Here is a 25,875-nt window from a genome sequence, read left to right as displayed (position 1 = left end):
GCTGGGGAGATGATGAGGAGTATCATGAAAAAGCGCATTCTATTTACCGGCGGTTCCGGCAAGGCTGGCAGGCATGTGATCCCGTGGCTCATCGACAGGGGTTACGAGGTCCACAACATCGATCTTGTCCCGCTCGACAAGCCGGGTGTTACCAATCTCATCGTCGATATCACCGATAGCGGGCAGGTCTTTAACGCCCTGGCCATGCATCGGGACTTCTCGGAACTTGAAAGCGGGAAGGGTGTGTTGCCTTACGATGCGGTGATCCATTTTGCCGCGGTTCCGCGCATCCTGATCAAGCCGGACAACGAGACGTTCCGCATCAATACGATGGGCACCTATAACGTTATCGAGGCAGCCGTGAAGCTTGGCATCCGCAAGATCGTGATCGCATCGAGCGAGACCACCTACGGCGTTTGTTTTGCCGAGGGTGAGAAGGATTTCCATCATTTCCCGCTTGAGGAGGATTATGACGTCGATCCGATGGATTCCTACGGCCTCTCCAAGGTTGTCAATGAAAAGACGGCGCGGGCGTTTGCCGAACGAAGCGGATGCGACATTTACGCGCTTCGAATCGGCAATGTCATCGAACCCCATGAATATGAGAAATTTCCGGGCTTTTTCGCCCGTCCCGAGACGCGCAAACGCAACGCCTGGGGTTACATCGACGCACGCGACCTCGGCCAGATCTGCCATCTGTGCATCGAAAAGAGCGGCCTGGGCTATCAGGTCTTCAACGCGGTCAATGATACGGCTACGGCGACTGTTCCCACACGCGTGCTTGCTCAGACCTATTTCCCCAATGTGGTTTTCCGGCGCGAGATCGGAGACCATGAGGGATTGATTTCGAACCGCAAGATCCGCGACGTGCTGGGTTTCAGGGAAGAGCACGACTGGCGCAAATACGTCAAACCCTGAGAGGTGAGGGCTTTTTGGGGACCAGAGTGGAAAAAACAAAAAACACACTTGCCATTCTTTTCCCGGCGTCTTAAAGGAGCGCATACCGAATTGGCCAAGCGATTTTCGCGGCCGGTTCCGGTGTTTAAGGGGTATAGCTCAGTTGGTAGAGCGGCGGTCTCCAAAACCGCAGGTCGTAAGTTCGAGCCTTACTGCCCCTGCCACTTTCCATTCGCAAGCGCGGTTTTCGCTGCATGGCAGATGGGGCCGGATTTCCGGCGAATTTCGCCGAATGTCGATTTCCTCTTGTTAAAAGTGGAATCGGTGTTTATGTAGGTCAAAACAGACACGCGGTGCGTGGGGCTGATTAGTTCGGCTTTACGTGCCGTAATTGCGTGGGCAGTCAATGGCATCCAAAACTAATCCGTTTACGTTTCTGCAGCAGGTTCGCGCCGAAGCGTCAAAGATCACTTGGCCGTCGCGCCGCGAGACCATGATTTCGACGGCTATGGTGCTGGTGATGGTCATTTTTGCGGCTCTGTTCTTCTTTGCTGCGGACCAGCTCATTGGCTGGCTGCTTAGCCTGGTGTTGAACGTCGGCCGGTAACGGCACGGTCAAAGGCCCGGTAGAAGGATCGAACGGAGAATAAAATGGCAGCGCGCTGGTACATCGTTCACGCATATTCGAATTTCGAAAAGAAGGTCGCTGAGTCGATCGAGGAAAAGGCCCGTCAGAAGGGTCTGAGTCATCTTTTCGAGAAAATCCTCGTGCCGACCGAAAAGGTGGTCGAGGTGCGTCGCGGCCGCAAGGTCGATAGCGAGCGCAAGTTCTTTCCGGGTTACGTGCTGGTGCGCGCCAACCTGACGGATGAGGCCTATCACCTCATCAAGAACACGCCGAAGGTCACCGGTTTCCTCGGTTCGGACAGCAAGCCTGTTCCGATCCCGGATTATGAAGCCGATCGCATCCTCGGCCAGGTTCAGGAAGGTGTCGAGCGTCCGAAGTCTTCGGTATCGTTCGAAATCGGCGAGCAGGTTCGCGTCTCCGACGGTCCGTTCGCGTCGTTCAACGGCGTGGTGCAGGATGTCGATGAAGAGCGTTCGCGCCTGAAGGTGGAAGTTTCGATTTTCGGCCGCGCTACGCCGGTCGAGCTGGAATACAATCAGGTCGAGAAGGTCTGATTGGAGGGGCGAAGCCCTAAACGCGTGGAAGGCTAACTGGCTCTTTAAGCCGGGGCAGGGCGCCGCACCACGCAACCGCAGCCGCCGGAGCGATCCGGCTCGAAGAGAAGCCGGGTAACCGGTTTGAATTGAAAGGCAGAGAGATATGGCTAAGAAAGTTGCAGGCCAGCTCAAGTTGCAGGTAAAGGCTGGGTCGGCCAATCCGTCCCCGCCGATCGGTCCGGCACTTGGTCAGCGTGGCATTAACATCATGGAATTCTGCAAGGCGTTCAATGCCGCCACGCAGGAAATGGAAAAGGGTATGCCGATCCCGGTCGTCATCACCTATTACCAGGACAAGTCCTTCACCTTCGCGATGAAGCAGCCGCCGATGACCTATTGGCTGAAGAAGGAAGCGAAGATCACCTCCGGTTCCAAGACGCCTGGCAAGGGCGCCAAGGTCGGCTCCATCACCAAGGCTCAGGTCAAGACGATCGCTGAAGCCAAGATGAAGGATCTGAACGCAGCCGACATCGAAGGCGCAATGGCAATGGTTGAGGGCTCCGCCCGTGCCATGGGCCTGGAAGTGGTAGGTTGATCATGGCCAAGGTAGCAAAGCGCATTCAGAAGATCCGCGAAGGCGTGGATCCCAACAAGCTTTACGTTCTCACCGACGCCATTTCGATGGTCAAGGAACGTGCGGTTGCCAAGTTCGACGAAACCGTTGAAGTTTCGATGAACCTCGGCGTTGACCCGCGCCATGCGGACCAGATGGTTCGTGGCGTTGTCAACCTGCCGAACGGCACTGGCCGTGACGTTCGCGTCGCCGTTTTCGCCCGTGGCGTCAAGGCTGACGAAGCTGCGGCCGCCGGTGCTGACATTGTCGGTGCGGAAGAGCTGGTTGAAATCGTTCAGGGCGGCAAGATCGACTTCGATCGTTGCATCGCGACCCCGGACATGATGCCGCTCGTCGGCCGTCTCGGCAAGGTACTCGGCCCGCGTGGCATGATGCCGAACCCGAAGGTCGGTACGGTGACGATGGACGTTGCCGGCGCCGTCAAGGCTTCCAAGGGCGGCGCTGTCGAGTTCCGCGTCGAAAAGGCCGGTATCGTACACGCTGGTATTGGCAAGGCTTCGTTCGACGCCAAGGCTCTTGAAGAAAACATCAAGGCTTTCGCCGACGCCGTCATCAAGGCAAAGCCGACCGGTGCCAAGGGCAACTACGTCAAGCGCGTCGCGATTTCCTCGACCATGGGTCCGGGCGTCAAGATCGAACCTTCGTCGGTTACGGCTTAATCAATTCTCGCGCTTCCTTATCGGGAGCGTGACTAAAAGAATTTCCGGCTCTCAGGGAGCCGGAAATTTCCGGGGAAACCCGGAACTCCTGTCCGAGATTGTGGGTGGCCTTGTCTTTCGGGATTTGGCCTTAATCATTCAACCTGCATGAGACGGGTGAGGCTGGATTTGAGGCATCTTTGGATGCCTGACTGTCCGGTTCGAACCTGGTGTGCCTGTGCCTGAAGCCGTTTGCGGCGACAGAGCGGGGGACAGGATCCTCGAGCGTCGCTCGGGATCTTTGTAAAAAGGTCCCTTGGGGCAAAGGCAAACCCGACGGGTTCACATAATGTGGTCCCGTCTACTGGAGACAGACAGTGGAAAGAGCGGAAAAACGCGAATTCGTCACGGAGCTGAACGAAGTCTTCAAGGCTTCCGGTTCGGTTGTCGTGGCCCACTATGCTGGTGTCACCGTTGCGCAGATGAACGACTTCCGTTCCAAGATGCGCGCTGCCGGAGGCACCGTCAAGGTCGCGAAGAACCGCCTGGCCAAGATCGCTCTTCAGGGCACGGAGTCGGAAGGGATGACAAATCTCTTCAAGGGCCAGACGCTGATTGCATACAGCGTCGACCCGATGATCGCTCCGAAAGTCGTCATGGACTTCGCAAAGACCAACGATAAAGTCGTTGTTCTCGGCGGTTCCATGGGCGCAACCACGCTCAACGCCGAAGCAGTCAAGTCGCTCGCGACCCTGCCTTCGCTGGACGAGCTGCGCGCAAAGCTGCTGGGCCTTCTCAATGCCCCGGCAACTCGCGTCGCTACGGTTGTCGCAGCACCTGCAAGCCAGCTTGCACGCGTGTTCTCGGCTTACGCCAAGAAGGACGAAGCCGCTTAAGGCGGTTTTTCGCTGTAATTATTCAAACTGGTTCGAACTGAACAAAAGGAACTATCAAAATGGCTGATCTCGCAAAGATCGTAGAAGACCTCTCCACCCTGACCGTTCTGGAAGCTGCAGAACTGTCGAAGCTTCTTGAAGAAAAGTGGGGCGTTTCCGCTGCTGCTCCGGTAGCTGTTGCTGCTGCTGGCGGTGCTGGCGCTGCTGCTGCTGTTGAAGAAGAAAAGACTGAATTCGACGTCGTTCTGGTTGACGCTGGCGCCAACAAGATCAACGTCATCAAGGAAGTCCGCGCTATCACGGGTCTCGGCCTGAAGGAAGCTAAGGACCTCGTTGAAGGCGCTCCGAAGGCTGTCAAGGAAGCTGTTTCCAAGGCTGAAGCTGCTGACCTCAAGAAGAAGCTTGAAGACGCTGGCGCCAAGGTCGACGTTAAGTAATCTTGCGATTGCTGGCGGGAAGGGGCTTAACGCCCCTTTCCGTCGTTATCGTTTTTAAAACTCATTACCCAAAAGCCGCGTGAAAATGGCTTTTGGGTAATGGGTTCTTCAAGAGAATGGTTCCGAACCGGCTCATCTAGGCAATCCGGCCTGATCGATCCGGGATGTGGAACGAGATTGATGACACCCATTGCTTGACGGGATCGACTGGCCATCGGTTCCCGTCCGTTGCAGGCCCGGATGCAATTTTTAAAGGAGCGACGATGGCTCAGACCCTTTCGTTTAACGGTCGCAGGCGCGTACGCAAGTTTTTCGGCAAAATTCCAGAAGTAGCGGAAATGCCGAACCTCATCGAGGTTCAGAAGGCTTCGTATGACCAGTTTCTCATGGTTGACGAGCCCAAGGGTGGCCGTCCCGACGAGGGATTGAATGCCGTATTCAAATCCGTATTCCCGATCACCGATTTTTCCGGCGCCTCCATGCTCGAATTCGTGTCTTACGAATTCGAAGCGCCGAAGTTCGACGTCGAGGAATGCCGTCAGCGCGATCTGACCTATGCAGCGCCGCTGAAGGTGACGCTGCGCCTCATCGTGTTCGATATCGACGAAGATACCGGCGCGAAGTCCATCAAGGACATCAAGGAACAGTCCGTCTACATGGGCGACATGCCGCTCATGACCAATAACGGCACGTTCATCGTCAACGGCACTGAGCGCGTCATCGTTTCGCAGATGCACCGTTCCCCGGGCGTGTTCTTCGACCACGACAAGGGCAAAAGCCATTCTTCCGGCAAGCTGCTTTTTGCTGCCCGCGTGATCCCGTATCGCGGTTCCTGGCTCGACATCGAGTTCGACGCCAAGGACATCGTCTATGCGCGTATCGACCGTCGCCGCAAGCTGCCCGTGACCTCGCTGCTGATGGCGCTCGGCATGGATGGCGAAGAAATCCTGTCGACCTTCTACACCAAGGCGACCTATGAGCGCTCCGGCGATGGCTGGCGCATTCCGTTCCAGCCTGAAGCGCTGAAGAATGCCAAGGTCATCACCGACATGATCGACGCCGACACCGGCGAAGTCGTTGTCGAAGGTGGCAAGAAGCTGACCCCGCGCCTCATCCGCCAGCTCGTCGACAAGGGCCTGAAGGCGCTGAAGGCGACCGACGAAGATCTCTACGGCAACTACCTGGCCGAAGACATCGTCAATTACTCGACGGGTGAGATCTATCTCGAAGCCGGCGACGAAATCGACGAGAAGACGCTCGGCCTCATTCTGCAGTCCGGCTTTGACGAGATTCCGGTTCTCAACATCGACCACGTCAATGTTGGCGCCTATATCCGCAACACGCTGTCTGCGGACAAGAACCAGAACCGCCAGGAGGCGCTGTTCGACATCTACCGCGTCATGCGTCCCGGCGAGCCGCCGACCATGGATTCGGCGGAAGCGATGTTCAACTCGCTGTTCTTCGATGCCGAACGTTACGATCTCTCGGCTGTTGGCCGCGTGAAGATGAACATGCGTCTCGACCTCGACGCGGAAGATACCGTGCGCACGCTGCGTAAGGAAGACATCCTCGCGGTCGTGAAGATGCTGGTCGAACTGCGTGACGGCAAGGGCGAAATCGACGACATCGACAACCTCGGCAACCGCCGTGTTCGTTCTGTCGGCGAGCTGATGGAAAACCAGTATCGTCTGGGCCTTCTGCGCATGGAACGTGCGATCAAGGAACGTATGTCCTCGATCGAAATCGACACCGTGATGCCGCAGGACCTGATCAACGCGAAGCCGGCAGCAGCCGCCGTTCGCGAATTCTTCGGTTCCTCGCAGCTGTCGCAGTTCATGGACCAGGTGAACCCGCTTTCGGAAATCACCCACAAGCGCCGTCTTTCGGCTCTGGGACCGGGTGGTCTGACCCGTGAGCGCGCCGGCTTCGAAGTCCGCGACGTTCACCCGACCCATTACGGCCGTATTTGCCCGATCGAAACGCCTGAGGGCCCGAACATCGGTCTGATCAACTCGCTTGCAACCTTTGCCCGTGTGAACAAGTACGGCTTTATCGAAAGCCCGTACCGCAAGATCATCGACGGCAAGGTGACAACCGACGTGATCTACCTCTCCGCCATGGAAGAGGCCAAGTACTACGTCGCACAGGCCAATGCCGAACTCGATGGCGAAGGCGCCTTCACGGAAGAGTTCGTTGTTTGCCGTCATTCGGGCGAAGTCATGCTCGCACCGCGCGACAACATCAACCTGATGGACGTTTCGCCGAAGCAGCTCGTTTCGGTCGCAGCGGCTCTCATTCCGTTCCTGGAAAACGACGACGCCAACCGCGCTCTCATGGGCTCGAACATGCAGCGTCAGGCCGTTCCGCTTCTGCGCGCCGAGGCACCGTTCGTCGGTACCGGCATGGAGCCGATCGTTGCCCGTGACTCCGGCGCTGCCATTGCAGCCCGTCGTGGCGGTGTTGTCGATCAGGTGGATGCGACCCGTATCGTTATCCGCGCTACGGAAGATCTCGATGCCGGCAAATCCGGTGTTGATATCTACCGTCTGCAGAAGTTCCAGCGTTCGAACCAGAACACCTGCGTCAACCAGCGTCCGCTGGTCTCCGTCGGTGACGCCATCTCCAAGGGTGACATCATCGCGGACGGTCCGTCGACTGACCTCGGCGATCTGGCGCTCGGCCGTAACGCGCTCGTCGCGTTCATGCCCTGGAACGGCTATAACTACGAAGACTCGATCCTGATGTCGGAGCGTATCGTTTCCGACGACGTGTTCACCTCCATCCACATCGAAGAATTCGAAGTGATGGCGCGTGACACGAAGCTTGGTCCGGAAGAAATCACGCGCGACATTCCGAACGTTTCGGAAGAAGCGCTGAAGAACCTCGACGAAGCCGGTATCGTCTACATCGGTGCGGAAGTTCAGCCGGGCGACATCCTCGTCGGCAAGATCACGCCGAAGGGCGAAAGCCCGATGACGCCGGAAGAAAAGCTTCTGCGCGCCATCTTCGGTGAAAAGGCTTCCGACGTTCGCGACACGTCCATGCGCATGCCTCCGGGCACGTTCGGTACGATCGTGGAAGTCCGCGTCTTCAACCGTCACGGTGTGGAGAAGGACGAGCGCGCGATGGCTATCGAGCGCGAAGAGATCGAGCGTCTGGCGAAGGACCGCGACGACGAGCAGGCAATTCTCGACCGTAACGTCTACGGCCGCCTGATCGACATGCTGCGTGGCCACGTTTCCATCGCCGGTCCGAAGGGCTTCAAGAAGGGCGTCGAGCTTTCCAACGCCGTCGTCTCCGAATATCCCCGCTCGCAGTGGTGGATGTTCGCGGTCGAGGACGAGAAGGCCCAGTCCGAACTGGAAGCACTTCGCGGCCAGTACGACGAATCCAAGTCGCGTCTTGAACAGCGCTTCATGGACAAGGTCGAAAAGGTCCAGCGCGGCGATGAAATGCCTCCGGGTGTCATGAAGATGGTCAAGGTCTTCGTCGCTGTGAAGCGCAAGATCCAGCCGGGCGACAAGATGGCTGGCCGTCACGGTAACAAGGGCGTCGTCTCGCGTATCGTTCCGGTCGAGGACATGCCGTTCCTCGAAGATGGCACGCATGTCGACATCTGCTTGAACCCGCTCGGCGTGCCTTCGCGCATGAACGTCGGCCAGATCCTCGAAACCCACCTCGCATGGGCATGCGCAGGCATGGGCAAGAAGATCGGCGAGATGCTCGAAGAGTATCGCAAGACGATGGACATCAGCGAGCTTCGCAGCGAGCTGACGGAAATCTACGCGTCCGAAGCCAATGACGAGGTTCAGCGTTTCGATGACGACTCGCTGGTGAAGCTTGCCGAAGAAGCCAAGCGCGGTGTTTCCATCGCGACCCCGGTTTTCGACGGTGCGCATGAGCCTGACGTCGCCGCGATGCTGAAGAAGGCAGGTCTGCATGAATCCGGTCAGTCCGTCCTTTACGACGGCCGTACCGGTGAGCCGTTCGACCGCAAGGTCACCGTCGGCTACATGTACATGATCAAGCTGAATCACCTTGTCGACGACAAGATCCACGCTCGCTCGATCGGTCCTTACTCGCTCGTTACCCAGCAGCCGCTGGGCGGCAAGGCGCAGTTCGGCGGACAGCGCTTCGGGGAAATGGAAGTCTGGGCTCTGGAAGCATACGGCGCGGCTTACACGCTGCAGGAAATGCTCACCGTCAAGTCGGACGACGTTGCCGGCCGCACCAAGGTCTACGAAGCGATCGTCCGTGGCGACGACACCTTCGAGGCCGGTATCCCTGAGAGCTTCAACGTTCTCGTCAAGGAAATGCGGTCGCTCGGTCTGTCGGTCGAACTGGAGAACTCGAAGATCGAGAACCAGTCCGAGGACCAGCTGCCCGACGCGGCGGAATAAACACGATAGAGGCGGGCGCCTTCCAGGGCGCCTGCCGGTTTCCCCGTCAGCCCGGCTGGCGTGGGACACTTTCGCCGCATTGTGCGGTTAAATCCGTATTTAAAGCTCTGGACGGTGACCCGGGAAGAAGCCGGTCCAGATGCAAACAGGGGCAGCAGCTAGCCTCTCAAGGAGACAAGGCATGAACCAAGAGGTCATGAATCTTTTCAATCCTCAGGTGCCTGCGCAGCATTTCGATTCCATCCGGATTTCGATCGCTTCGCCGGAAAAAATCCTGTCGTGGTCCTACGGCGAGATCAAGAAGCCGGAAACCATCAACTACCGTACGTTCAAGCCTGAGCGTGACGGTCTTTTCTGCGCGCGCATCTTTGGACCGATCAAGGATTATGAGTGCCTGTGCGGCAAGTACAAGCGCATGAAGTACAAGGGCATCATCTGCGAAAAGTGCGGCGTCGAAGTGACGCTGTCGCGCGTTCGCCGTGAGCGCATGGGCCACATTGAGCTCGCAGCGCCGGTTGCCCATATCTGGTTCCTGAAGTCGCTTCCCTCGCGCATCTCGACCTTGCTCGACATGACGCTGAAGGATGTCGAACGCGTTCTCTATTTCGAGAACTACATCGTCACCGAGCCTGGCCTCACTTCGCTGAAGCAGAACCAGCTTCTGTCTGAAGAAGAGTACATGATCGCCGTTGACGAGTTCGGCGAAGACCAGTTCACCGCCATGATCGGCGCTGAAGCCATCTATGAGATGCTGGCTTCGATGAACCTCGAAAAGATCGCCGGCGACCTGCGCGCCGAGCTTGCTGAAACGACTTCTGACCTCAAGCAGAAGAAGTTCATGAAGCGCCTGAAGATCGTCGAGAACTTCATGGAGAGCGGCAATCGTCCGGAATGGATGATCATGAAGGTCGTTCCGGTCATTCCGCCGGACCTGCGTCCGCTGGTTCCGCTGGATGGCGGTCGTTTTGCGACGTCCGACCTCAACGATCTCTATCGCCGCGTCATCAACCGTAACAACCGTCTGAAGCGCCTGATCGAGCTTCGTGCGCCTGGCATCATCATCCGCAATGAAAAGCGTATGTTGCAGGAATCCGTCGATGCGCTGTTCGACAACGGCCGTCGCGGCCGCGTCATCACGGGTGCCAACAAGCGTCCGCTGAAGTCGCTCTCCGACATGCTCAAGGGCAAGCAGGGCCGTTTCCGCCAGAACCTTCTCGGCAAGCGCGTCGACTATTCCGGCCGTTCGGTTATCGTGACCGGTCCGGAACTGAAGCTGCACCAGTGCGGCCTGCCGAAGAAGATGGCGCTCGAACTGTTCAAGCCGTTCATCTATGCCCGTCTCGACGCCAAGGGTTACTCCTCGACCGTCAAGCAGGCCAAGAAGCTGGTTGAAAAGGAAAAGCCGGAGGTCTGGGATATCCTCGACGAGGTCATCCGCGAACATCCGGTTCTTCTGAACCGCGCACCGACGCTGCACCGTCTGGGTATCCAGGCTTTCGAACCCATGCTGGTCGAAGGCAAGGCCATCCAGCTGCATCCGCTCGTCTGCACGGCCTTCAACGCCGACTTCGACGGTGACCAGATGGCTGTTCACGTTCCGCTTTCGCTGGAAGCCCAGCTGGAAGCGCGCGTGCTGATGATGTCGACCAACAACATTCTGCATCCGGCAAACGGCCACCCGATCATCGTTCCTTCGCAGGACATGGTTCTCGGCCTGTATTACCTGTCGATCATGAACCAGAACGAGCCCGGCGAAGGCATGGCCTTCTCGGATATCGGCGAATTGCATCACGCGCTTGAAAACAAGGTCGTGACGCTGCATGCCAAGATCCGTGGCCGCTTCAAGACCGTGGATGCCGACGGCAAGCCGGTTTCCAAGATCCATGAAACGACGCCCGGCCGTATGCTCATCGGCGAACTTCTGCCGAAGAACGTCAACGTGCCTTTCGACACCTGCAACCAGGAAATGACCAAGAAGAACATCTCCAAGATGATCGACACGGTCTACCGTCATTGCGGCCAGAAAGACACGGTCATCTTCTGCGACCGCATCATGCAACTCGGCTTCAGCCATGCCTGCCGCGCCGGCATTTCGTTCGGCAAGGACGACATGGTCATTCCGGACAGCAAGGTGAAGATCGTCGGTGACACCGAAGCCTTGGTGAAGGAATACGAACAGCAGTACAATGATGGTCTCATCACCCAGGGCGAAAAGTACAACAAGGTTGTCGACGCCTGGGGCAAGGCTACCGAAAAGGTCGCCGAAGAAATGATGGCGCGCATCAAGGCTGTCGAGTTCGATCCGGAAACGGGCCGCCAGAAGCCGATGAACTCCATCTACATGATGTCCCACTCGGGTGCTCGTGGTTCTCCGAACCAGATGCGTCAGCTGGGCGGCATGCGCGGCCTGATGGCCAAGCCCTCGGGCGAAATCATCGAGACGCCGATCATCTCGAACTTCAAGGAAGGTCTGACCGTTAACGAGTACTTCAACTCGACCCACGGTGCCCGTAAGGGTCTTGCAGACACCGCCCTGAAGACCGCAAACTCGGGTTACCTGACCCGTCGTCTCGTCGACGTGGCGCAGGATTGCATCGTCAACTCCGTGGATTGCGGCACCGACAAGGGCCTCACCATGACCGCCATCGTCGATGCCGGTCAGATCGTGGCCTCGATTGGCGCCCGTATCCTCGGCCGTACGGCTCTTGATGACATCGACAACCCGGTCACTGGCGAAAACATCGTCAAGGCCGGCACGCTGATCGACGAAGCCGACGTTGCCATCATCGAGAAGGCTGGCATCCAGTCCGTCCGCATCCGTTCGGCTCTGACCTGCGAAGTGCAGATCGGCGTCTGCGGCGTCTGCTACGGTCGTGACCTTGCACGCGGTACGCCTGTCAACATGGGCGAAGCCGTTGGCGTCATCGCCGCACAGTCGATCGGTGAACCGGGCACGCAGCTCACCATGCGTACCTTCCACCTTGGCGGTACGGCAAACGTGGTCGACCAGTCGTTCCTGGAAGCATCGTATGAAGGTACGATCCAGATCAAGAACCGCAACATCCTGCGGAACTCCGAAGGCGTTCTCATCGCCATGGGCCGTAACATGTCCGTTACGATCCTTGATGAGCGCGGCGTCGAACGTTCCTCGCAGCGTGTCGCTTACGGTTCGAAGATCTTCGTGGACGATGGCGACAAGGTTAAGCGAGGTCAGCGTCTTGCAGAGTGGGACCCCTACACCCGTCCGATGATGACGGAAGTGGAAGGTACCGTTCACTTCGAGGACCTCGTCGACGGTCTCTCCGTTCTGGAAGCCACCGACGAATCCACCGGCATCACCAAGCGTCAGGTTATTGACTGGCGCTCGACGCCGCGCGGTTCGGATTTGAAGCCTGCTATCATCATCAAGGATGCTTCCGGCGCGGTTGCCAAGCTTAGCCGCGGTGGCGAAGCTCGCTTCCACCTGTCCGTGGATGCGATCCTCTCGGTCGAGCCTGGCTCGAAGGTCTCCCAGGGTGACGTGCTTGCACGTTCGCCGCTGGAAAGCGCCAAGACGAAGGACATCACCGGTGGTTTGCCGCGCGTTGCCGAACTGTTCGAAGCCCGTCGTCCGAAGGACCACGCCATCATCGCAGAGATTGATGGTACGATCCGCCTCGGCCGCGACTACAAGAACAAGCGTCGCGTGATGATCGAGCCTGCGGAAGACGGCGTCGAGCCGGTCGAATACCTGATCCCGAAGGGCAAGCCCTTCCATCTTCAGGAAGGCGACTACATCGAGAAGGGCGAATACATTCTCGACGGCAACCCGGCACCGCACGACATTCTGGCGATCAAGGGTGTAGAGGCTCTGGCTTCCTACCTCGTGAACGAAATCCAGGAAGTCTACCGACTGCAGGGCGTTGTGATCAACGACAAGCACATCGAGGTGATCGTTCGCCAGATGCTGCAGAAGGTCGAGATCACCGATGCTGGTGACAGCCAGTACATCGTTGGCGACAATGTCGACCGTATCGAGATGGAAGACATGAACGACCGTCTCATCGAAGAGGGCAAGAAGCCTGCTTATGGCGAGCCGGTTCTGCTCGGCATCACCAAGGCTTCGTTGCAGACGCCGTCCTTTATCTCGGCCGCATCCTTCCAGGAAACCACCAAGGTTCTCACGGAAGCTGCGATCGCCGGCAAGACGGACACGCTGCAGGGCCTTAAGGAAAACGTCATCGTCGGCCGTCTCATCCCGGCCGGCACTGGCGGCACCATGACGCAGATCCGCCGCATCGCCACCTCGCGCGACGACCTCATTCTGGAGGAACGCCGCAAGGGTACGGGTGCAGGCTCTGCGAACCAGATGCTGCAGGACATGACGGACCAGGTTCCAGCCGCCGAATAAGGTCGGGCAAGGGCAGGGGCTTTACGAAGCCCCGCCATGGTTCAGTAAAAACGCCCGGAGCAATCCGGGCGTTTTTGTTTGTGCGGAAGCCTGTGGGCGCCTTTTGACGCTGCGGATCAGCTTTGTTCGCGGATGTTATAGCGCGTCAGAACGGAAAGCCGTCGAACGAGATCGGCCTGGCCGGTGCTGCCGGTTTTCGCGTAGATCGACTTGGCGTTGCTGCGAACCGTTTCGTGGGAGATTTGCAATTGCTTGGCCACGGCGGGGAGCGAAAGCCCCTTCATGATCTCCAGCGCGACGCGGGCTTCGCCCTTAGTGAGGTCATAGAGGCCTTTCAGCAACGTGCCTGCGTCGGCGATGGTGCCCATGGGCTGCGATATCAGCACGATGGCGCTGCCATTGGGTGACAGGTCCAGCGCATTCCTGCGCAAGGGTATGACGTGGAGGATGCAGGCCCCGTCCTCACCGCTGGGGAGGGGGAAAGACCCGACAGCGTGCCCGGCGAGCGCCTTATAGAGCAGCCGGTTTGTTCTTTCATCTGATATGACGATCCTGTCACGGGCGCGGGTGGAAATGGATTTCTGAAGCGACAGAAACAGATCGTTGGCGGAGAGAATGTGGCCGCTTGCCTGTATTACTGCCGCTGGCGCACCGATGACGTTGAGGCCGAGTGTCATGGCATCGGCCTTCTGCCGTTGCAGCCGGGTTGCGAGCGTCAGGCTGCGGGCGATGTGCGGCCTCAACCCGGCTAGCGCCGCCATGGTTTCCGGCCCGATGACGCCGCTCTCCAGCTTGCGTTCAAAAAGCACCGTCATTTCCGGATGGTCGGGCGGCGCAATCTGGGTGGCTACACCATATCCCAATCCGCGCGGCATCAGGAAATCACGCACGATCGGCAACCCGGCCCATTCATCATGGGTGAAAACGTCGAAATCCTGCACGAAGGAAAATTGTCCCTCACGGATCGCGCGGGTGAGGCGCTCATTGCGGCGGTTCCAGCCGCCTTCGATGAAGGCCTGCATCAGCTCCTGAAAATTGGGCGTATAAAGCCAGGATTCCTCCTCACCCTTGCCCCAGGTGAGGGCGCCACCCCAGAAATCCAGCCGGTGGCCGATGGTGGCAATCACCTTCGCCCAACGATCGGGGAAAAGCGCCGCCTCGTAAATGTCATCGATAATGTCTGCCGACGATATAGTATTCAACCCGTCACCGGAATATTGTGTCGGGATTATCTAAAGCTCATCCTGCGGTATTGTTCAATGGACAAAGCAATAATACTATTGTATTCAAAGTATATAATCTATGCGTGACTTAATATATTAATCAGCTTGCCGAAGGGGTCGCGCAGAAACAACCGTTGCACCCCCCACGCTTCAGTCACGGGTCCGTATTCGATCGGCAGCCCCGCTTTCAGGATCCTGGCATGGACCTCATCGAAGTTGTCGACCTCGATGGAGAGATCCGGCACATCAGTGCCGGACCCGCCTTCGCTTGCGAAACTGACCTGAGCGTGTGCTTCGAGCGGGCTGGCATGGGTAACGATCCAGCCGTGATCCATGGCGACGGGCATGCCGAGAATATCGCCGTAGAAAGCCTGCGCCCCGCGCGGGCTCGGGCGTTGCGATATTGGCGACGACACGTCTGACCGCCATGGGGCTGTACCTCAGGCGAAGCGGATGATGGCGACTTCGCCTTCGAGTGCGCCCTGATAGGCGGACGCGTGCGGTTCTTCATCCGGGATCTCGGTTAGCATGCCGATCTGGTCGAGATCGGCTTCGATGAAGCCTTCCTCGGAAAGCGCGTTCAGCGTCTCGCGCACAGCGGTATCGTCGTCCGGCGCCCGCAGGATGACGTGGATGTCGATGCCCTCGGAATTGTCGGTCTCATAAGCCTTGCCGATGACGATGAAGACCATCGGCTCGTCGCGTCCATTATCATTGTCGGGGAGGGTGCTCATGGCGCGGTTCCTTGATCTTTTGTTGCTGTCTTGCGGGCCGATGGAATCGGTCCCGCGGGCGGCGAAACCGATCCGGCCCGCCCTGAGGGAATCAATAGACGGATTTTATGAAAAGCCAAAGCGCGGAGGTCAAAATCGCTGCCTTCTGCGTCGACTTATGTTAAAGCGCGTTGGAAATGGCCCGGACGTGGGCTTAGCGGCCAAGGGTGGCGGCGCAAAATGTGGATTCACCCTTGACGAAAGCTGGCTAAAACAGTAGTACGCCCGCCATCGGAGCCTCTATCTGTGCTGGCCGTTCGGAAACGTTTTCCCCGAACATCATCTCAAATGAAGCTTCATTGCACGTAGAAGACACGAATGTTGCACGCAAGACGCCTCATCCGGCGTCCTCTGCTCTTGGTGGTCCATCCGTGAAAACGGATCGGGCCACGTTTTGCGCATGAGGATATATGCGTGCATCGTCGCCGGAAACGGCATAGCCGCCACCCGTGAGGGTGGCTAAAGTAGTTTTTGCAAGGGATGGTTATATGCCTACCGTAAACCAGCTGATCCGCAAGCCTCGCCAGGCACAGGTAAAGCGCAACAAGGTTCCTGCTCTTCAGGAAAACCCGCAGAAGCGTGGTGTTTGCACCCGCGTTTACACGACGACCCCGAAGAAGCCGAACTCGGCTCTGCGTAAGGTTGCCAAGATCCGCCTCACCAACGGCTTCGAAGTCATCGGCTACATTCCGGGCGAAGGTCACAACCTTCAGGAACACTCCGTGGTCATGATCCGCGGCGGCCGCGTAAAGGACTTGCCGGGCGTGCGTTACCACATCATCCGTGGTGTTCTCGATACCCAGGGCGTCAAGAACCGCAAGCAGCGCCGCTCCAAGTACGGTGCGAAGCGTCCGAAGTAATTCGGGTTTAAACAAATTCCGGCGCTGCGCGAGGTTCTCCGCGTGGTAAAGCGTCAATAACATTGAGAGACAAAGAATATGTCCCGTCGCCATAGTGCAGAAAAGCGTGAGATCAACCCGGACCCGAAGTTCGGCGATCTGGTCGTCACCAAGTTCATGAACGCCATCATGCTTCACGGCAAGAAGTCGGTCGCAGAAAGCATCGTTTACGGCGCGTTCGACGTCGTTCAGGGCAAGACGAAGCAGGAGCCGCTCGGCGTGTTCCACTCCGCCCTCGACAACGTTGCTCCGCACGTTGAAGTGCGTTCGCGCCGCGTTGGTGGTGCTACGTATCAGGTTCCGGTCGATGTTCGTCCCGAGCGCCGTCAGGCTCTCGCCATCCGCTGGCTGATCACTGCTGCTCGCAAGCGTAACGAAACGACCATGGTCGATCGCCTTTCCGGCGAACTCATGGACGCTGCGAACAACCGCGGTTCTGCTGTCAAGAAGCGTGAAGACACGCACAAGATGGCCGACGCTAACCGCGCATTCTCGCATTACCGCTGGTAATCTTAAACGGTCGCATATCGAAAGGCAGTCCATTATGGCTCGCGAATATAAAATCGAAGACTACCGCAATTTCGGTATCATGGCGCATATCGACGCCGGCAAGACCACGACCACCGAGCGTATTCTTTATTACACCGGTAAGTCGCACAAGATCGGCGAAGTCCATGATGGCGCTGCCACGATGGACTGGATGGAGCAGGAGCAGGAGCGTGGTATCACCATCACCTCCGCAGCCACCACGACCTTCTGGAAGGGTCGCGACGGCAAGATGCGCCGCTTCAACATCATCGACACCCCCGGCCACGTCGACTTCACGATTGAAGTCGAGCGTTCGCTGCGCGTTCTCGACGGTGCCATTGCTCTTCTCGATGCCAACGCCGGTGTAGAGCCGCAGACGGAAACCGTCTGGCGTCAGGCTGAGAAGTACAACGTTCCGCGTATGATCTTCTGCAACAAGATGGACAAGACCGGTGCTGACTTCTACCGCTCGGTAGAAATGATCAAGACCCGTCTCGGCGCAACGGCCGTTGTCATGCAGCTGCCGATCGGCGCTGAGACAGAGTTCAAGGGCGTTATCGACCTGATCGAGATGAACGCACTCATCTGGCGCGACGAATCGCTCGGCGCTCAGTGGGACGTCGTCGAAATCCCCGATGACCTGAAGGCCAAGGCTGACGAATATCGCGAAAAGCTGATCGAGACCGTTGTCGAGATCGACGAAGAAGCGATGGAAGACTACCTGAACGGCATCATGCCTGACAACGACAAGATTCGTGCGCTCGTTCGCCGCGGCACCATCGACGTGAAGTTCCACCCGATGTTCTGCGGTACCGCGTTCAAGAACAAGGGCGTTCAGCCGCTTCTCGACGCTGTTGTCGACTACCTGCCTTCTCCGCTGGACATCCCGGCGATCAAGGGCATCGACTTCAAGACCGAAGCCGAAATCGAGCGTCATGCCGACGACAGCGAGCCGCTTTCCATGCTCGCGTTCAAGATCATGAACGACCCCTTCGTCGGTTCGCTGACCTTTGCTCGTATCTACTCGGGCAAGCTCGAAAAGGGTACGTCTGTTATCAACACGGTCAAGGACAAGCGTGAGCGCGTCGGCCGTATGCTGCAGATGCATTCCAACAGCCGTGAAGACATCGAAGAAGCCTTTGCCGGCGACATCGTTGCTCTGGCTGGCCTCAAGGAAACCACCACTGGCGATACGCTCTGCGATCCGCTGAAGCCGGTTATCCTCGAGCGCATGGAATTCCCCGAGCCGGTCATTCAGATCGCGATCGAGCCGAAGACCAAGGGCGACCAGGAAAAGATGGGCCTCGCGCTCAACCGTCTGGCTGCTGAGGATCCTTCGTTCCGCGTCAAGACCGACGAAGAGTCCGGTCAGACGATCATCGCAGGCATGGGCGAACTTCACCTCGACATCCTCGTTGACCGTATGCGTCGCGAGTTCAAGGTTGAAGCAACCGTCGGTGCTCCGCAGGTTGCCTACCGCGAAACCATCACGCGTCAGCACGAAGAAGACTACACGCACAAGAAGCAGTCCGGTGGTACCGGTCAGTTCGCTCGCGTGAAGATCATCTTCGAACCGAACCCTGAAGGCGAAGACTTCAAGTTCGAATCCAAGATCGTCGGTGGTGCTGTTCCGAAGGAATACATCCCGGGCGTTCAGAAGGGTATCGAAAGCGTCCTGTCTTCCGGTCCGCTCGCTGGCTTCCCGATGCTGGGCGTCAAGGCAACCCTGATCGATGGCGCATACCACGACGTCGACTCCTCGGTTCTCGCCTTCGAAATCGCATCGCGTGCCTGCTTCCGTGAAGCAGCAAAGAAGGCTGGTGCACAGCTTCTTGAGCCGATGATGAAGGTCGAAGTCGTCACCCCTGAAGATTACGTCGGTGACGTGATCGGCGATCTGAACTCGCGTCGCGGTCAGATCCAGGGTCAGGAATCGCGTGGCATCACCATCGTGATCAGCGCACACGTTCCGCTCGCGAACATGTTCAAGTACGTCGACAACCTGCGCTCCATGTCGCAGGGCCGCGCACAGTACTCGATGACGTTCGATCACTATTCGCCGGTTCCGTCGAACGTGGCGCAGGAAATCCAGGCAAAGTACTCCGGTCAGAAGTGATCGGGGTACGCCCCACCAGAGATTTGAAGATTATTCCCGTCAAGGGACAAGAATGGAGAGCCACTAATGGCAAAGAGCAAGTTTGAGCGCAATAAGCCGCACGTCAACATTGGCACGATCGGTCACGTCGACCACGGCAAGACGTCGTTGACTGCTGCGATCACGAAGTATTTCGGCGAGTTCAAGGCGTATGACCAAATCGACGCCGCTCCTGAAGAAAAGGCTCGTGGTATCACGATTTCGACGGCGCACGTTGAGTATGAGACGCCTGCGCGTCACTACGCCCACGTTGACTGCCCCGGCCACGCCGACTACGTGAAGAACATGATCACCGGTGCTGCCCAGATGGACGGCGCGATCCTGGTTTGCTCGGCTGCCGACGGCCCGATGCCGCAGACCCGCGAGCACATCCTGCTTGCCCGTCAGGTTGGCGTTCCGGCCATCGTCGTGTTCCTCAACAAGGTCGACCAGGTTGACGACGCCGAGCTTCTCGAGCTCGTCGAGCTTGAAGTTCGCGAACTTCTGTCGTCCTACGACTTCCCGGGCGACGATATCCCGATCATCAAGGGTTCGGCACTTGCTGCTCTTGAAGATTCTGACAAGAAGATCGGTGAAGACGCGATCCGCGAGCTGATGGCTGCTGTTGACGCCTACATCCCGACGCCTGAGCGTCCGATCGACCAGCCGTTCCTGATGCCGATCGAAGACGTGTTCTCGATCTCGGGTCGTGGTACGGTTGTGACGGGTCGCGTTGAGCGCGGTATCGTCAAGGTTGGTGAAGAAGTCGAAATCGTCGGCATTCGTCCGACCTCGAAGACGACTGTTACCGGCGTTGAAATGTTCCGCAAGCTGCTCGACCAGGGCCAGGCCGGGGACAACATCGGTGCACTCGTTCGCGGCGTTACCCGTGACGGCGTCGAGCGTGGTCAGATCCTGTGCAAGCCGGGTTCGGTCAAGCCGCACAAGAAGTTCATGGCAGAAGCCTACATCCTGACGAAGGAAGAAGGCGGCCGTCATACGCCGTTCTTCACGAACTACCGCCCGCAGTTCTACTTCCGTACGACTGACGTTACCGGTATCGTTTCGCTTCCTGAAGGCACGGAAATGGTTATGCCTGGCGACAACGTGACTGTTGAAGTCGAGCTGATCGTTCCGATCGCGATGGAAGAAAAGCTGCGCTTCGCTATCCGCGAAGGCGGCCGTACCGTCGGCGCCGGCATCGTTGCTTCGATCGTCGAGTAATTTCGACTTTCAAAATTCAGCCCGGCGGCGGTGTCAAGAACACCGTCGCCGGACTTTTAATAAAAAGCCTGGCGGCGTTGCATTTTTAGTGCTTGAAAAATTCGGTGAAAGCGCGTAAACGCGCACTCACACTCACCCGCTGGATTCGCAAGCAATTGCGGAGCGCGGTGTTTTAGCAATACAGACTACTGAAATGATTGGGGTGCAGGGGCATTCCTCTCGATTTTTGAAAATCTGCGGCGCCACGATCAATAGAAGTTCATGTGTTTCCGCGTGCGGAAACGAATAACAAAGAACAAGGACAAGACGAATGACCGGCCAGAATATCCGTATCCGCCTCAAGGCGTTCGATCACCGGATCCTCGATGCCTCTACCCGTGAGATCGTGTCGACCGCAAAGCGCACCGGCGCCAGCGTTCGCGGCCCGGTTCCTCTCCCCACTCGCATCGAAAAGTTTACCGTCAACCGCTCTCCTCACGTTGACAAGAAAAGCCGTGAACAGTTCGAAATGCGGACGCACAAGCGTCTTCTCGATATCGTTGACCCCACCCCGCAGACTGTCGATGCTCTTATGAAGCTCGACCTCGCTGCTGGCGTTGACGTGGAAATCAAGCTCTAAGACCCGGCCCGATCCATCCAAGGTGAGGGCTGAAATAACAAGGAAGGTACGTGGAGCAATCCAACGTCTTCCAAACCGGAGACCGGAAACATCGTGAGATGTCGAAGGGCACTCCTTAACAAAGGCCAGAGAGGGTTTTCCCTTCAAGGCTCGCAAGAGGATGAACCAATGCGTTCAGGTGTGATTGCACAGAAAGTGGGTATGACACGCGTCTATAACGACGCAGGTGAACATATCCCTGTAACAGTATTGCGACTGGATAACGTACAAGTCGTTGCCCAGCGCACGGAAGACAAGAATGGCTACACCGCAGTTCAGCTCGGTGCCGGCCAGTCCAAGGTCAAGAACACGACGAAGGCGCTTCGCGGCCATTTTGCCGCTGCCAATGTCGAACCGAAAGCCAAGCTCGTCGAGTTCCGGGTTTCCCCCGAGAACCTGATCGACATCGGTGCAACACTGACCGCAAATCATTTTCAGTCCGGCCAGCTGGTCGACGTCACTGGAACCACAATCGGTAAAGGTTTTGCCGGTGCTATGAAGCGTCACAACTTCGGTGGTGGCCGCGCTTCGCACGGTAACTCCGTATCGCACCGTGCACACGGTTCGACCGGTAACAACCAGGATCCGGGCCGCGTCTGGAAGGGCAAGCGCATGGCTGGTCATATGGGCCAGACGCGCGTTACGACCCAGAACCTCGAAGTCGTTTCGACTGATGAAGACCGTGGCCTCATCCTGGTAAAGGGTGCAGTTCCCGGTTCGAAGGGTTCCTGGATCATCGTCCGCGACGCCGTCAAGTCGGCTGCGAAGTAAGGGAGCCTTATCATGGAATTGAACGTCAAAACCCTCGAGGGAAAAGACGCCGGCAAGGTTTCTCTGTCGGATGAGATCTTCGGCCTCGACCCCCGCCAGGACATCCTGGCCCGCATGGTTCGCTGGCAGCTTGCAAAGAAGCAGCAGGGAACCCACAAAACCAAGAACCGGTCGGAAGTTTCCCGCACCGGTGCGAAGATGTACAAGCAGAAGGGTACGGGCCGCGCTCGTCACCATTCGGCTCGCGCACCGCAGTTCCGCGGCGGCGGCAAGGCCCACGGCCCGGTCGTTCGCAGCCACGCCCATGACCTTCCCAAGAAGGTTCGTGCGCTCGCTCTGCGTCACGCTTTGTCTGCAAAGCTGAAGGCTGAAGAACTGATCATCATCGATCAGCTCGTTGCATCCGAAGCAAAGACCAAGGCTCTGCTGGGCAGCTTCGCTTCGCTTGGCCTGACCAACGCTCTCGTTATCGGTGGCGCTGAACTTGATGGCAACTTCAAGCTCGCAGCCCAGAACATCCCGAATGTGGACGTTCTGCCGGTACAGGGCATCAATGTTTACGACATCCTGCGTCGTGGCAAGCTTGTGCTTTCCAAGGCTGCTGTAGAGGCTCTGGAGGAGCGGTTCAAATGACGGATCTTCGCCACTACGATGTGATCGTATCTCCTTCGATCACGGAAAAGTCGACGCTGGTATCCGAACAGAACCAGGTCGTATTCAACGTCGCCAAGACTGCTTCCAAGCCTGAAATCAAGGCTGCCGTGGAAGCTCTCTTCGGTGTCAAAGTCACGGCTGTGAACACGCTTATCCGCAAGGGTAAGACCCGTCGTTTCCGTGGGTTCGCCGGTAAGCTTAAGGACGTCAAGAAAGCCGTCGTTACGCTCGCCGAAGGTCAATCCATCGACGTGTCCACCGGACTCTAAAGGTTAGGCCCAAGCGGGCAAAGACCCAAAAGGGAACAAGAATATGGCATTGAAAAGTTTCAATCCGACCACGCCGAGCCAGCGTCAGCTGGTTATCGTGGACCGCGCTTCGCTCTACAAGGGCAAGCCGGTAAAGGCTCTCACCCAGGGCCTCAGCTCCAAGGGTGGCCGCAACAACCAGGGCCGGATCACCGTCCGTTTCCAGGGTGGCGGTCACAAGCGGACCTATCGTCTGGTAGACTTCAAGCGTCGCAAGTTTGACGTTGAAGGTACCGTTGAACGTCTGGAATATGACCCCAACCGCACCGCGTTCATCGCGCTGGTTACGTATACCGACGGCGAACAGGCTTACATTCTCGCGCCACAGCGTCTCGCTGCTGGTGACAAGGTGATCGCCTCCGACAAGGCAGTGGACGTGAAGCCCGGCAACACCATGCCGCTTCAGTACATTCCGGTCGGTTCGATCATCCACAACGTCGAGATGAAGCCTGGTAAAGGCGGTCAGATTGCCCGCTCCGCCGGTACGTATGTCCAGCTCGTCGGCCGCGATGCCGGTATGGCCATCCTGCGTCTCAACTCGGGCGAACAGCGTCTGGTGCACGGCTCCTGCCTTGCATCGATCGGCGCTGTTTCTAACTCGGACCACGGCAACATCAACGACGGCAAGGCCGGTCGTTCCCGTTGGCGCGGCAAGCGTCCGCACGTTCGCGGCGTCGTCATGAACCCGGTCGACCACCCGCACGGTGGTGGTGAAGGTCGCACGTCGGGTGGTCGCCACCCGGTTACTCCGTGGGGCAAGCCCACGAAGGGCAAGCGCACCCGTTCGAACAAGTCGACCGACAAGTTCATCATGCGCTCGCGCCATCAGCGTAAGAAGTAAGAGAGGTAGTCACTAATGGCTCGTTCAGTATGGAAAGGTCCGTTTGTTGACGGCTATCTTCTCACCAAGGCTGAGAAGGTGCGCGAGAGCGGACGTAACGAAGTAATCAAGATCTGGAGCCGTCGCTCCACGATCCTGCCGCAGTTCGTTGGTCTGACGTTTGGCGTCTACAACGGCAGCAAGCATGTGCCCGTCTCGGTCAACGAAGACATGGTCGGACACAAGTTCGGTGAATTCTCTCCGACCCGTACCTATTACGGTCACGGCGCGGACAAGAAGGCAAAGAGGAAGTAATCATGGCGAAGGCTAAGACCGAACGCCGGCTGAAGGACAATGAGGCTCAGGCCATTGCCCGTACGCTCCGCGTCAGCCCCCAGAAACTGAACCTGGTTGCCGCTCTTATCCGTGGCAAGAAGGTTGATCGCGCTCTCGCCGAGCTCGAATTCTCCCGCAAGCGCATTGCAGGCACCGTCAAGAAGACGCTCGAATCTGCAATTGCCAATGCGGAAAACAACCATGACCTCGACGTCGACGCTCTCGTCGTCGCCGAGGCCTATGTTGGCAAGTCCATCACCATGAAGCGTTTCCACGCTCGTGGCCGTGGTCGTGCTTCCCGCATTGAAAAGCCGTTCGCTCACCTCACGATCGTTGTTCGTGAAGTTGAGGAAAAAGGGGAGGCCGCATAATGGGTCAGAAAATCAATCCAATCGGCTTCCGCCTCGGCATCAACCGTACCTGGGATAGCCGCTGGTACGCTGACACCGCTGAATACGGCAAGCTTCTGCATGAAGACCTGAAGATCCGGGCTTACCTGATCAAGGAACTCAAGCAGGCTGGCATCGCCAAGGTCGTCATTGAGCGTCCGCACAAGAAGTGCCGCGTCACGATCCACTCGGCTCGTCCGGGTCTGATCATCGGCAAGAAGGGTGCAGACATCGAGAAGCTTCGCAAGAAGCTTTCCGAGATGACCAACTCCGAAACGCACCTCAACATCGTTGAAGTGCGCAAGCCGGAAATCGACGCTACTCTGGTAGCTCAGTCGATCGCCCAGCAGCTCGAGCGCCGCGTGGCTTTCCGCCGTGCGATGAAGCGCGCTGTTCAGTCCGCAATGCGTCTTGGCGCCGAAGGCATCAAGATCACCTGCGGCGGTCGTCTTGGTGGTGCTGAAATCGCTCGTACCGAATGGTATCGCGAAGGTCGCGTTCCGCTGCACACGCTGCGTGCGGACATCGACTACGGCACGGCCGAAGCTGAAACCGCATTCGGCATCTGCGGCATCAAGGTCTGGATCTTCAAGGGTGAAATCCTTGAGCACGATCCGATGGCTTCTGAGCGTCGCGGTCTCGAAGGCGACGCACAGGGCCCTGCAAGCCGTGAGCGTGGCGATCGTCCCGATCGTCGTCGCGAAAACGCTTGATTGACGCTGGCGAAAGATAAGCTCGGAGAAGTAAGAAAATGTTGCAGCCAAAGCGTACTAAGTACCGTAAGCAGTTCAAGGGACGCATCAAGGGCGTCGCCAAGGGCGGCTTTGACCTGGCATTCGGTGAATTCGGCTTGAAGTCGCAGGAACCGAACCGCGTGAATGCACGCGAGATCGAAGCGGCCCGCCGCGCGATCACGCGTTACATGAAGCGCGCAGGTCGTGTGTGGATCCGCGTATTCCCTGACGTTCCGGTTACGGCAAAGCCGACCGAAGTTCGTATGGGTAAGGGCAAGGGTTCGGTCGAATACTGGGCATGCAAGGTCAAGCCCGGTCGTATGATGTTCGAGATCGACGGTGTTACCGAGGAGATCGCCCGTGAGGCGCTTCGTCTCGGCGCTGCCAAGCTCTCGGTCAAGACGCGCTTCGTACAGCGCATCGCAGAGTAAGGAGCAAGGCACATGAAAGCCGATGAAGTTCGCGGCCTCAGCGCCGACCAGCTCAAGGACAAGCTCGCCGATCTGAAGAAGGAGCAGTTCAACCTGCGCTTCCAGAAGGCGACTGGCCAGCTGGAGAAGTCCTCGCGCATCAACGAAGTCCGCAAGGACATCGCCCGCGTTAAAACCATTGCCCGCCAGAAGGCGGCAGAAGCCAAGGCCTAAGGAAAAATAATATGCCGAAACGCATTCTGCAGGGCGTCGTAGTGTCCGACAAGAACGAGAAGACTGTCGTGGTCCGGGTTGAGCGTCGATTCGCTCACCCGCTCATGCAAAAGACCGTTCGTCGTTCGAAGAAGTACAAGGCACACGACGAGAACAATCAGTATAAGGTCGGCGACGTCGTTTCCATCGAGGAATGCGCACCGATTTCCAAGGACAAGCGCTGGACGGTCGTTGCCGCCCAGGCTTAATTTCATCAGAATCGCGCCAGGTCTCTTGTACTTGGCGCGGAATCCTGTATGAAGCAGCGCAAGGACGCTCGTGACC

26 protein-coding genes, 1 tRNA gene and 1 pseudogene are annotated in these 25,875 nt (G+C 57.8%); 25 read left to right on the top strand and 3 right to left on the bottom strand.

The window, feature by feature from the left end:
• The first annotated feature begins 24 nt into the window (after positions 1 to 24).
• The 10 genes from GSF67_RS08980 to rpoC all read left to right on the top strand — a co-directional run bounded on the left by GSF67_RS08980 (position 25) and on the right by rpoC (position 13,456).
• On the top strand, positions 25 to 918 hold the full coding sequence (locus GSF67_RS08980) for an NAD(P)-dependent oxidoreductase (RefSeq protein WP_006316432.1): 894 nt from the start codon (positions 25 to 27) through the stop codon (positions 916 to 918).
• Positions 919 to 1,045: 127 nt separating this feature from the next.
• Positions 1,046 to 1,121 (top strand) — tRNA-Trp (locus GSF67_RS08975).
• A 182-nt stretch (positions 1,122 to 1,303) separates the two neighbouring features.
• Entirely contained in the window at positions 1,304 to 1,504 is a 201-nt protein-coding gene (gene secE, locus GSF67_RS08970; RefSeq protein ID WP_003523719.1) for a preprotein translocase subunit SecE, read from the top strand.
• Positions 1,505 to 1,548: 44 nt separating this feature from the next.
• Positions 1,549 to 2,079, top strand: coding sequence for a transcription termination/antitermination protein NusG (gene nusG, locus GSF67_RS08965; RefSeq protein WP_006316434.1), 531 nt, complete (start codon positions 1,549 to 1,551; stop codon positions 2,077 to 2,079).
• A 145-nt stretch (positions 2,080 to 2,224) separates the two neighbouring features.
• The gene (rplK, locus tag GSF67_RS08960; protein WP_006316435.1) at positions 2,225 to 2,656 is read left to right on the top strand and encodes a 50S ribosomal protein L11; all 432 of its coding nucleotides are present in this window, start codon (positions 2,225 to 2,227) and stop codon (positions 2,654 to 2,656) included.
• Positions 2,657 to 2,658: 2 nt separating this feature from the next.
• Positions 2,659 to 3,354: a 50S ribosomal protein L1 gene (gene rplA, locus GSF67_RS08955; protein ID WP_035216851.1), complete on the top strand. Its 696-nt coding sequence runs from the start codon at positions 2,659 to 2,661 to the stop codon at positions 3,352 to 3,354.
• A 356-nt stretch (positions 3,355 to 3,710) separates the two neighbouring features.
• Entirely contained in the window at positions 3,711 to 4,229 is a 519-nt protein-coding gene (rplJ, locus tag GSF67_RS08950) for a 50S ribosomal protein L10 (protein WP_003507705.1), read from the top strand.
• A gap of 59 nt (positions 4,230 to 4,288) precedes the next feature.
• Positions 4,289 to 4,666, top strand: a complete 378-nt coding sequence (rplL, locus tag GSF67_RS08945; RefSeq protein WP_006316437.1) for a 50S ribosomal protein L7/L12 — start codon at positions 4,289 to 4,291, stop codon at positions 4,664 to 4,666.
• A 263-nt stretch (positions 4,667 to 4,929) separates the two neighbouring features.
• A complete protein-coding gene (gene rpoB, locus GSF67_RS08940; RefSeq protein ID WP_006316439.1) occupies positions 4,930 to 9,066 on the top strand; it encodes a DNA-directed RNA polymerase subunit beta in 4,137 nt (1,378 codons plus the stop codon).
• Positions 9,067 to 9,247: 181 nt separating this feature from the next.
• Positions 9,248 to 13,456, top strand: a complete 4,209-nt coding sequence (rpoC, locus tag GSF67_RS08935) for a DNA-directed RNA polymerase subunit beta' (protein ID WP_006316440.1) — start codon at positions 9,248 to 9,250, stop codon at positions 13,454 to 13,456.
• Between the two features lie 116 nt (positions 13,457 to 13,572).
• Here the strand turns inward: rpoC and GSF67_RS08930 are convergent, their stop codons facing one another.
• From GSF67_RS08930 to GSF67_RS08920, 3 genes and pseudogenes are all read right to left on the bottom strand, one after another.
• Positions 13,573 to 14,658, bottom strand: coding sequence for a helix-turn-helix transcriptional regulator (locus tag GSF67_RS08930; protein ID WP_006316441.1), 1,086 nt, complete (start codon positions 14,656 to 14,658; stop codon positions 13,573 to 13,575).
• 98 nt (positions 14,659 to 14,756) lie between these two features.
• A pseudogene (locus GSF67_RS08925) lies at positions 14,757 to 15,108 on the bottom strand (VOC family protein).
• Positions 15,109 to 15,119: 11 nt separating this feature from the next.
• Positions 15,120 to 15,413, bottom strand: a complete 294-nt coding sequence (locus GSF67_RS08920; RefSeq protein ID WP_003523731.1) for a hypothetical protein — start codon at positions 15,411 to 15,413, stop codon at positions 15,120 to 15,122.
• Positions 15,414 to 15,940: 527 nt separating this feature from the next.
• Here GSF67_RS08920 and rpsL point away from each other — a divergent pair.
• From rpsL to rpsQ, 15 genes are all read left to right on the top strand, one after another.
• Positions 15,941 to 16,312 carry a 30S ribosomal protein S12 gene (gene rpsL, locus GSF67_RS08915; RefSeq protein WP_003507760.1) on the top strand — a complete coding sequence of 124 codons (372 nt, stop codon included), beginning with the start codon at positions 15,941 to 15,943 and terminating at the stop codon, positions 16,310 to 16,312.
• A gap of 78 nt (positions 16,313 to 16,390) precedes the next feature.
• A complete protein-coding gene (gene rpsG / locus GSF67_RS08910; protein ID WP_003507761.1) occupies positions 16,391 to 16,861 on the top strand; it encodes a 30S ribosomal protein S7 in 471 nt (156 codons plus the stop codon).
• Between the two features lie 34 nt (positions 16,862 to 16,895).
• Positions 16,896 to 18,995 (top strand): elongation factor G, encoded by a 2,100-nt coding sequence (fusA, locus tag GSF67_RS08905; protein WP_006316468.1) that lies wholly within the window; start codon positions 16,896 to 16,898, stop codon positions 18,993 to 18,995.
• Positions 18,996 to 19,061: 66 nt separating this feature from the next.
• Positions 19,062 to 20,237: an elongation factor Tu gene (tuf, locus tag GSF67_RS08900; protein ID WP_010971964.1), complete on the top strand. Its 1,176-nt coding sequence runs from the start codon at positions 19,062 to 19,064 to the stop codon at positions 20,235 to 20,237.
• 310 nt (positions 20,238 to 20,547) lie between these two features.
• Positions 20,548 to 20,856, top strand: coding sequence for a 30S ribosomal protein S10 (gene rpsJ, locus GSF67_RS08895; RefSeq protein ID WP_003495158.1), 309 nt, complete (start codon positions 20,548 to 20,550; stop codon positions 20,854 to 20,856).
• Positions 20,857 to 21,024: 168 nt separating this feature from the next.
• Complete coding sequence (gene rplC / locus GSF67_RS08890) at positions 21,025 to 21,666, top strand: 50S ribosomal protein L3 (RefSeq protein ID WP_003507769.1); 642 nt, start codon at positions 21,025 to 21,027, stop codon at positions 21,664 to 21,666.
• A 12-nt stretch (positions 21,667 to 21,678) separates the two neighbouring features.
• Entirely contained in the window at positions 21,679 to 22,299 is a 621-nt protein-coding gene (rplD, locus tag GSF67_RS08885; protein WP_006313970.1) for a 50S ribosomal protein L4, read from the top strand.
• Entirely contained in the window at positions 22,296 to 22,589 is a 294-nt protein-coding gene (locus tag GSF67_RS08880) for a 50S ribosomal protein L23 (protein ID WP_006313971.1), read from the top strand. The genes rplD and GSF67_RS08880 overlap by 4 nt, the downstream gene beginning before the upstream one ends.
• Positions 22,590 to 22,632: 43 nt before the next feature.
• The gene (rplB, locus tag GSF67_RS08875; RefSeq protein WP_003507771.1) at positions 22,633 to 23,469 is read left to right on the top strand and encodes a 50S ribosomal protein L2; all 837 of its coding nucleotides are present in this window, start codon (positions 22,633 to 22,635) and stop codon (positions 23,467 to 23,469) included.
• Positions 23,470 to 23,484: 15 nt separating this feature from the next.
• The gene (gene rpsS / locus GSF67_RS08870; RefSeq protein WP_003507772.1) at positions 23,485 to 23,763 is read left to right on the top strand and encodes a 30S ribosomal protein S19; all 279 of its coding nucleotides are present in this window, start codon (positions 23,485 to 23,487) and stop codon (positions 23,761 to 23,763) included.
• Between the two features lie 2 nt (positions 23,764 to 23,765).
• A complete protein-coding gene (gene rplV, locus GSF67_RS08865; protein ID WP_006313972.1) occupies positions 23,766 to 24,155 on the top strand; it encodes a 50S ribosomal protein L22 in 390 nt (129 codons plus the stop codon).
• Positions 24,155 to 24,886, top strand: a complete 732-nt coding sequence (rpsC, locus tag GSF67_RS08860; protein ID WP_003495188.1) for a 30S ribosomal protein S3 — start codon at positions 24,155 to 24,157, stop codon at positions 24,884 to 24,886. The genes rplV and rpsC overlap by 1 nt, the downstream gene beginning before the upstream one ends.
• A gap of 38 nt (positions 24,887 to 24,924) precedes the next feature.
• Positions 24,925 to 25,338, top strand: a complete 414-nt coding sequence (rplP, locus tag GSF67_RS08855) for a 50S ribosomal protein L16 (RefSeq protein ID WP_006313973.1) — start codon at positions 24,925 to 24,927, stop codon at positions 25,336 to 25,338.
• A 12-nt stretch (positions 25,339 to 25,350) separates the two neighbouring features.
• Positions 25,351 to 25,551, top strand: a complete 201-nt coding sequence (gene rpmC / locus GSF67_RS08850) for a 50S ribosomal protein L29 (RefSeq protein WP_003495193.1) — start codon at positions 25,351 to 25,353, stop codon at positions 25,549 to 25,551.
• 11 nt (positions 25,552 to 25,562) lie between these two features.
• A complete protein-coding gene (gene rpsQ, locus GSF67_RS08845; protein WP_006313974.1) occupies positions 25,563 to 25,799 on the top strand; it encodes a 30S ribosomal protein S17 in 237 nt (78 codons plus the stop codon).
• The last annotated feature ends 76 nt before the right edge of the window (positions 25,800 to 25,875 follow it).

It is taken from the genome of Agrobacterium sp. CGMCC 11546 (genome assembly GCF_013365515.1).
In the GTDB taxonomy this organism is placed as follows: Bacteria; Pseudomonadota; Alphaproteobacteria; order Rhizobiales; family Rhizobiaceae; genus Agrobacterium; species Agrobacterium fabrum.
This window is presented reverse-complemented; position numbering and strand designations above follow the sequence as displayed.

Bases quoted from the DNA above. Each gene is read 5' to 3' on its own strand.
- GSF67_RS08980 (WP_006316432.1), top strand. From the start codon at position 25: ATGAAAAAGCGCATTCTATTTACCGGCGGTTCCGGCAAGGCTGGCAGG.
- secE (WP_003523719.1), top strand. From the start codon at position 1,304: ATGGCATCCAAAACTAATCCGTTTACGTTTCTGCAGCAGGTTCGCGCC.
- nusG (WP_006316434.1), top strand. From the start codon at position 1,549: ATGGCAGCGCGCTGGTACATCGTTCACGCATATTCGAATTTCGAAAAG.
- rplK (WP_006316435.1), top strand. From the start codon at position 2,225: ATGGCTAAGAAAGTTGCAGGCCAGCTCAAGTTGCAGGTAAAGGCTGGG.
- rplA (WP_035216851.1), top strand. From the start codon at position 2,659: ATGGCCAAGGTAGCAAAGCGCATTCAGAAGATCCGCGAAGGCGTGGAT.
- rplL (WP_006316437.1), top strand. From the start codon at position 4,289: ATGGCTGATCTCGCAAAGATCGTAGAAGACCTCTCCACCCTGACCGTT.
- rpoB (WP_006316439.1), top strand. From the start codon at position 4,930: ATGGCTCAGACCCTTTCGTTTAACGGTCGCAGGCGCGTACGCAAGTTT.
- rpoC (WP_006316440.1), top strand. From the start codon at position 9,248: ATGAACCAAGAGGTCATGAATCTTTTCAATCCTCAGGTGCCTGCGCAG.
- GSF67_RS08920 (WP_003523731.1), bottom strand. From the start codon at position 15,413: ATGAGCACCCTCCCCGACAATGATAATGGACGCGACGAGCCGATGGTC.
- rpsL (WP_003507760.1), top strand. From the start codon at position 15,941: ATGCCTACCGTAAACCAGCTGATCCGCAAGCCTCGCCAGGCACAGGTA.
- rpsG (WP_003507761.1), top strand. From the start codon at position 16,391: ATGTCCCGTCGCCATAGTGCAGAAAAGCGTGAGATCAACCCGGACCCG.
- fusA (WP_006316468.1), top strand. From the start codon at position 16,896: ATGGCTCGCGAATATAAAATCGAAGACTACCGCAATTTCGGTATCATG.
- tuf (WP_010971964.1), top strand. From the start codon at position 19,062: ATGGCAAAGAGCAAGTTTGAGCGCAATAAGCCGCACGTCAACATTGGC.
- rpsJ (WP_003495158.1), top strand. From the start codon at position 20,548: ATGACCGGCCAGAATATCCGTATCCGCCTCAAGGCGTTCGATCACCGG.
- rplC (WP_003507769.1), top strand. From the start codon at position 21,025: ATGCGTTCAGGTGTGATTGCACAGAAAGTGGGTATGACACGCGTCTAT.
- rplD (WP_006313970.1), top strand. From the start codon at position 21,679: ATGGAATTGAACGTCAAAACCCTCGAGGGAAAAGACGCCGGCAAGGTT.
- GSF67_RS08880 (WP_006313971.1), top strand. From the start codon at position 22,296: ATGACGGATCTTCGCCACTACGATGTGATCGTATCTCCTTCGATCACG.
- rplB (WP_003507771.1), top strand. From the start codon at position 22,633: ATGGCATTGAAAAGTTTCAATCCGACCACGCCGAGCCAGCGTCAGCTG.
- rpsS (WP_003507772.1), top strand. From the start codon at position 23,485: ATGGCTCGTTCAGTATGGAAAGGTCCGTTTGTTGACGGCTATCTTCTC.
- rplV (WP_006313972.1), top strand. From the start codon at position 23,766: ATGGCGAAGGCTAAGACCGAACGCCGGCTGAAGGACAATGAGGCTCAG.
- rpsC (WP_003495188.1), top strand. From the start codon at position 24,155: ATGGGTCAGAAAATCAATCCAATCGGCTTCCGCCTCGGCATCAACCGT.
- rplP (WP_006313973.1), top strand. From the start codon at position 24,925: ATGTTGCAGCCAAAGCGTACTAAGTACCGTAAGCAGTTCAAGGGACGC.
- rpmC (WP_003495193.1), top strand. From the start codon at position 25,351: ATGAAAGCCGATGAAGTTCGCGGCCTCAGCGCCGACCAGCTCAAGGAC.
- rpsQ (WP_006313974.1), top strand. From the start codon at position 25,563: ATGCCGAAACGCATTCTGCAGGGCGTCGTAGTGTCCGACAAGAACGAG.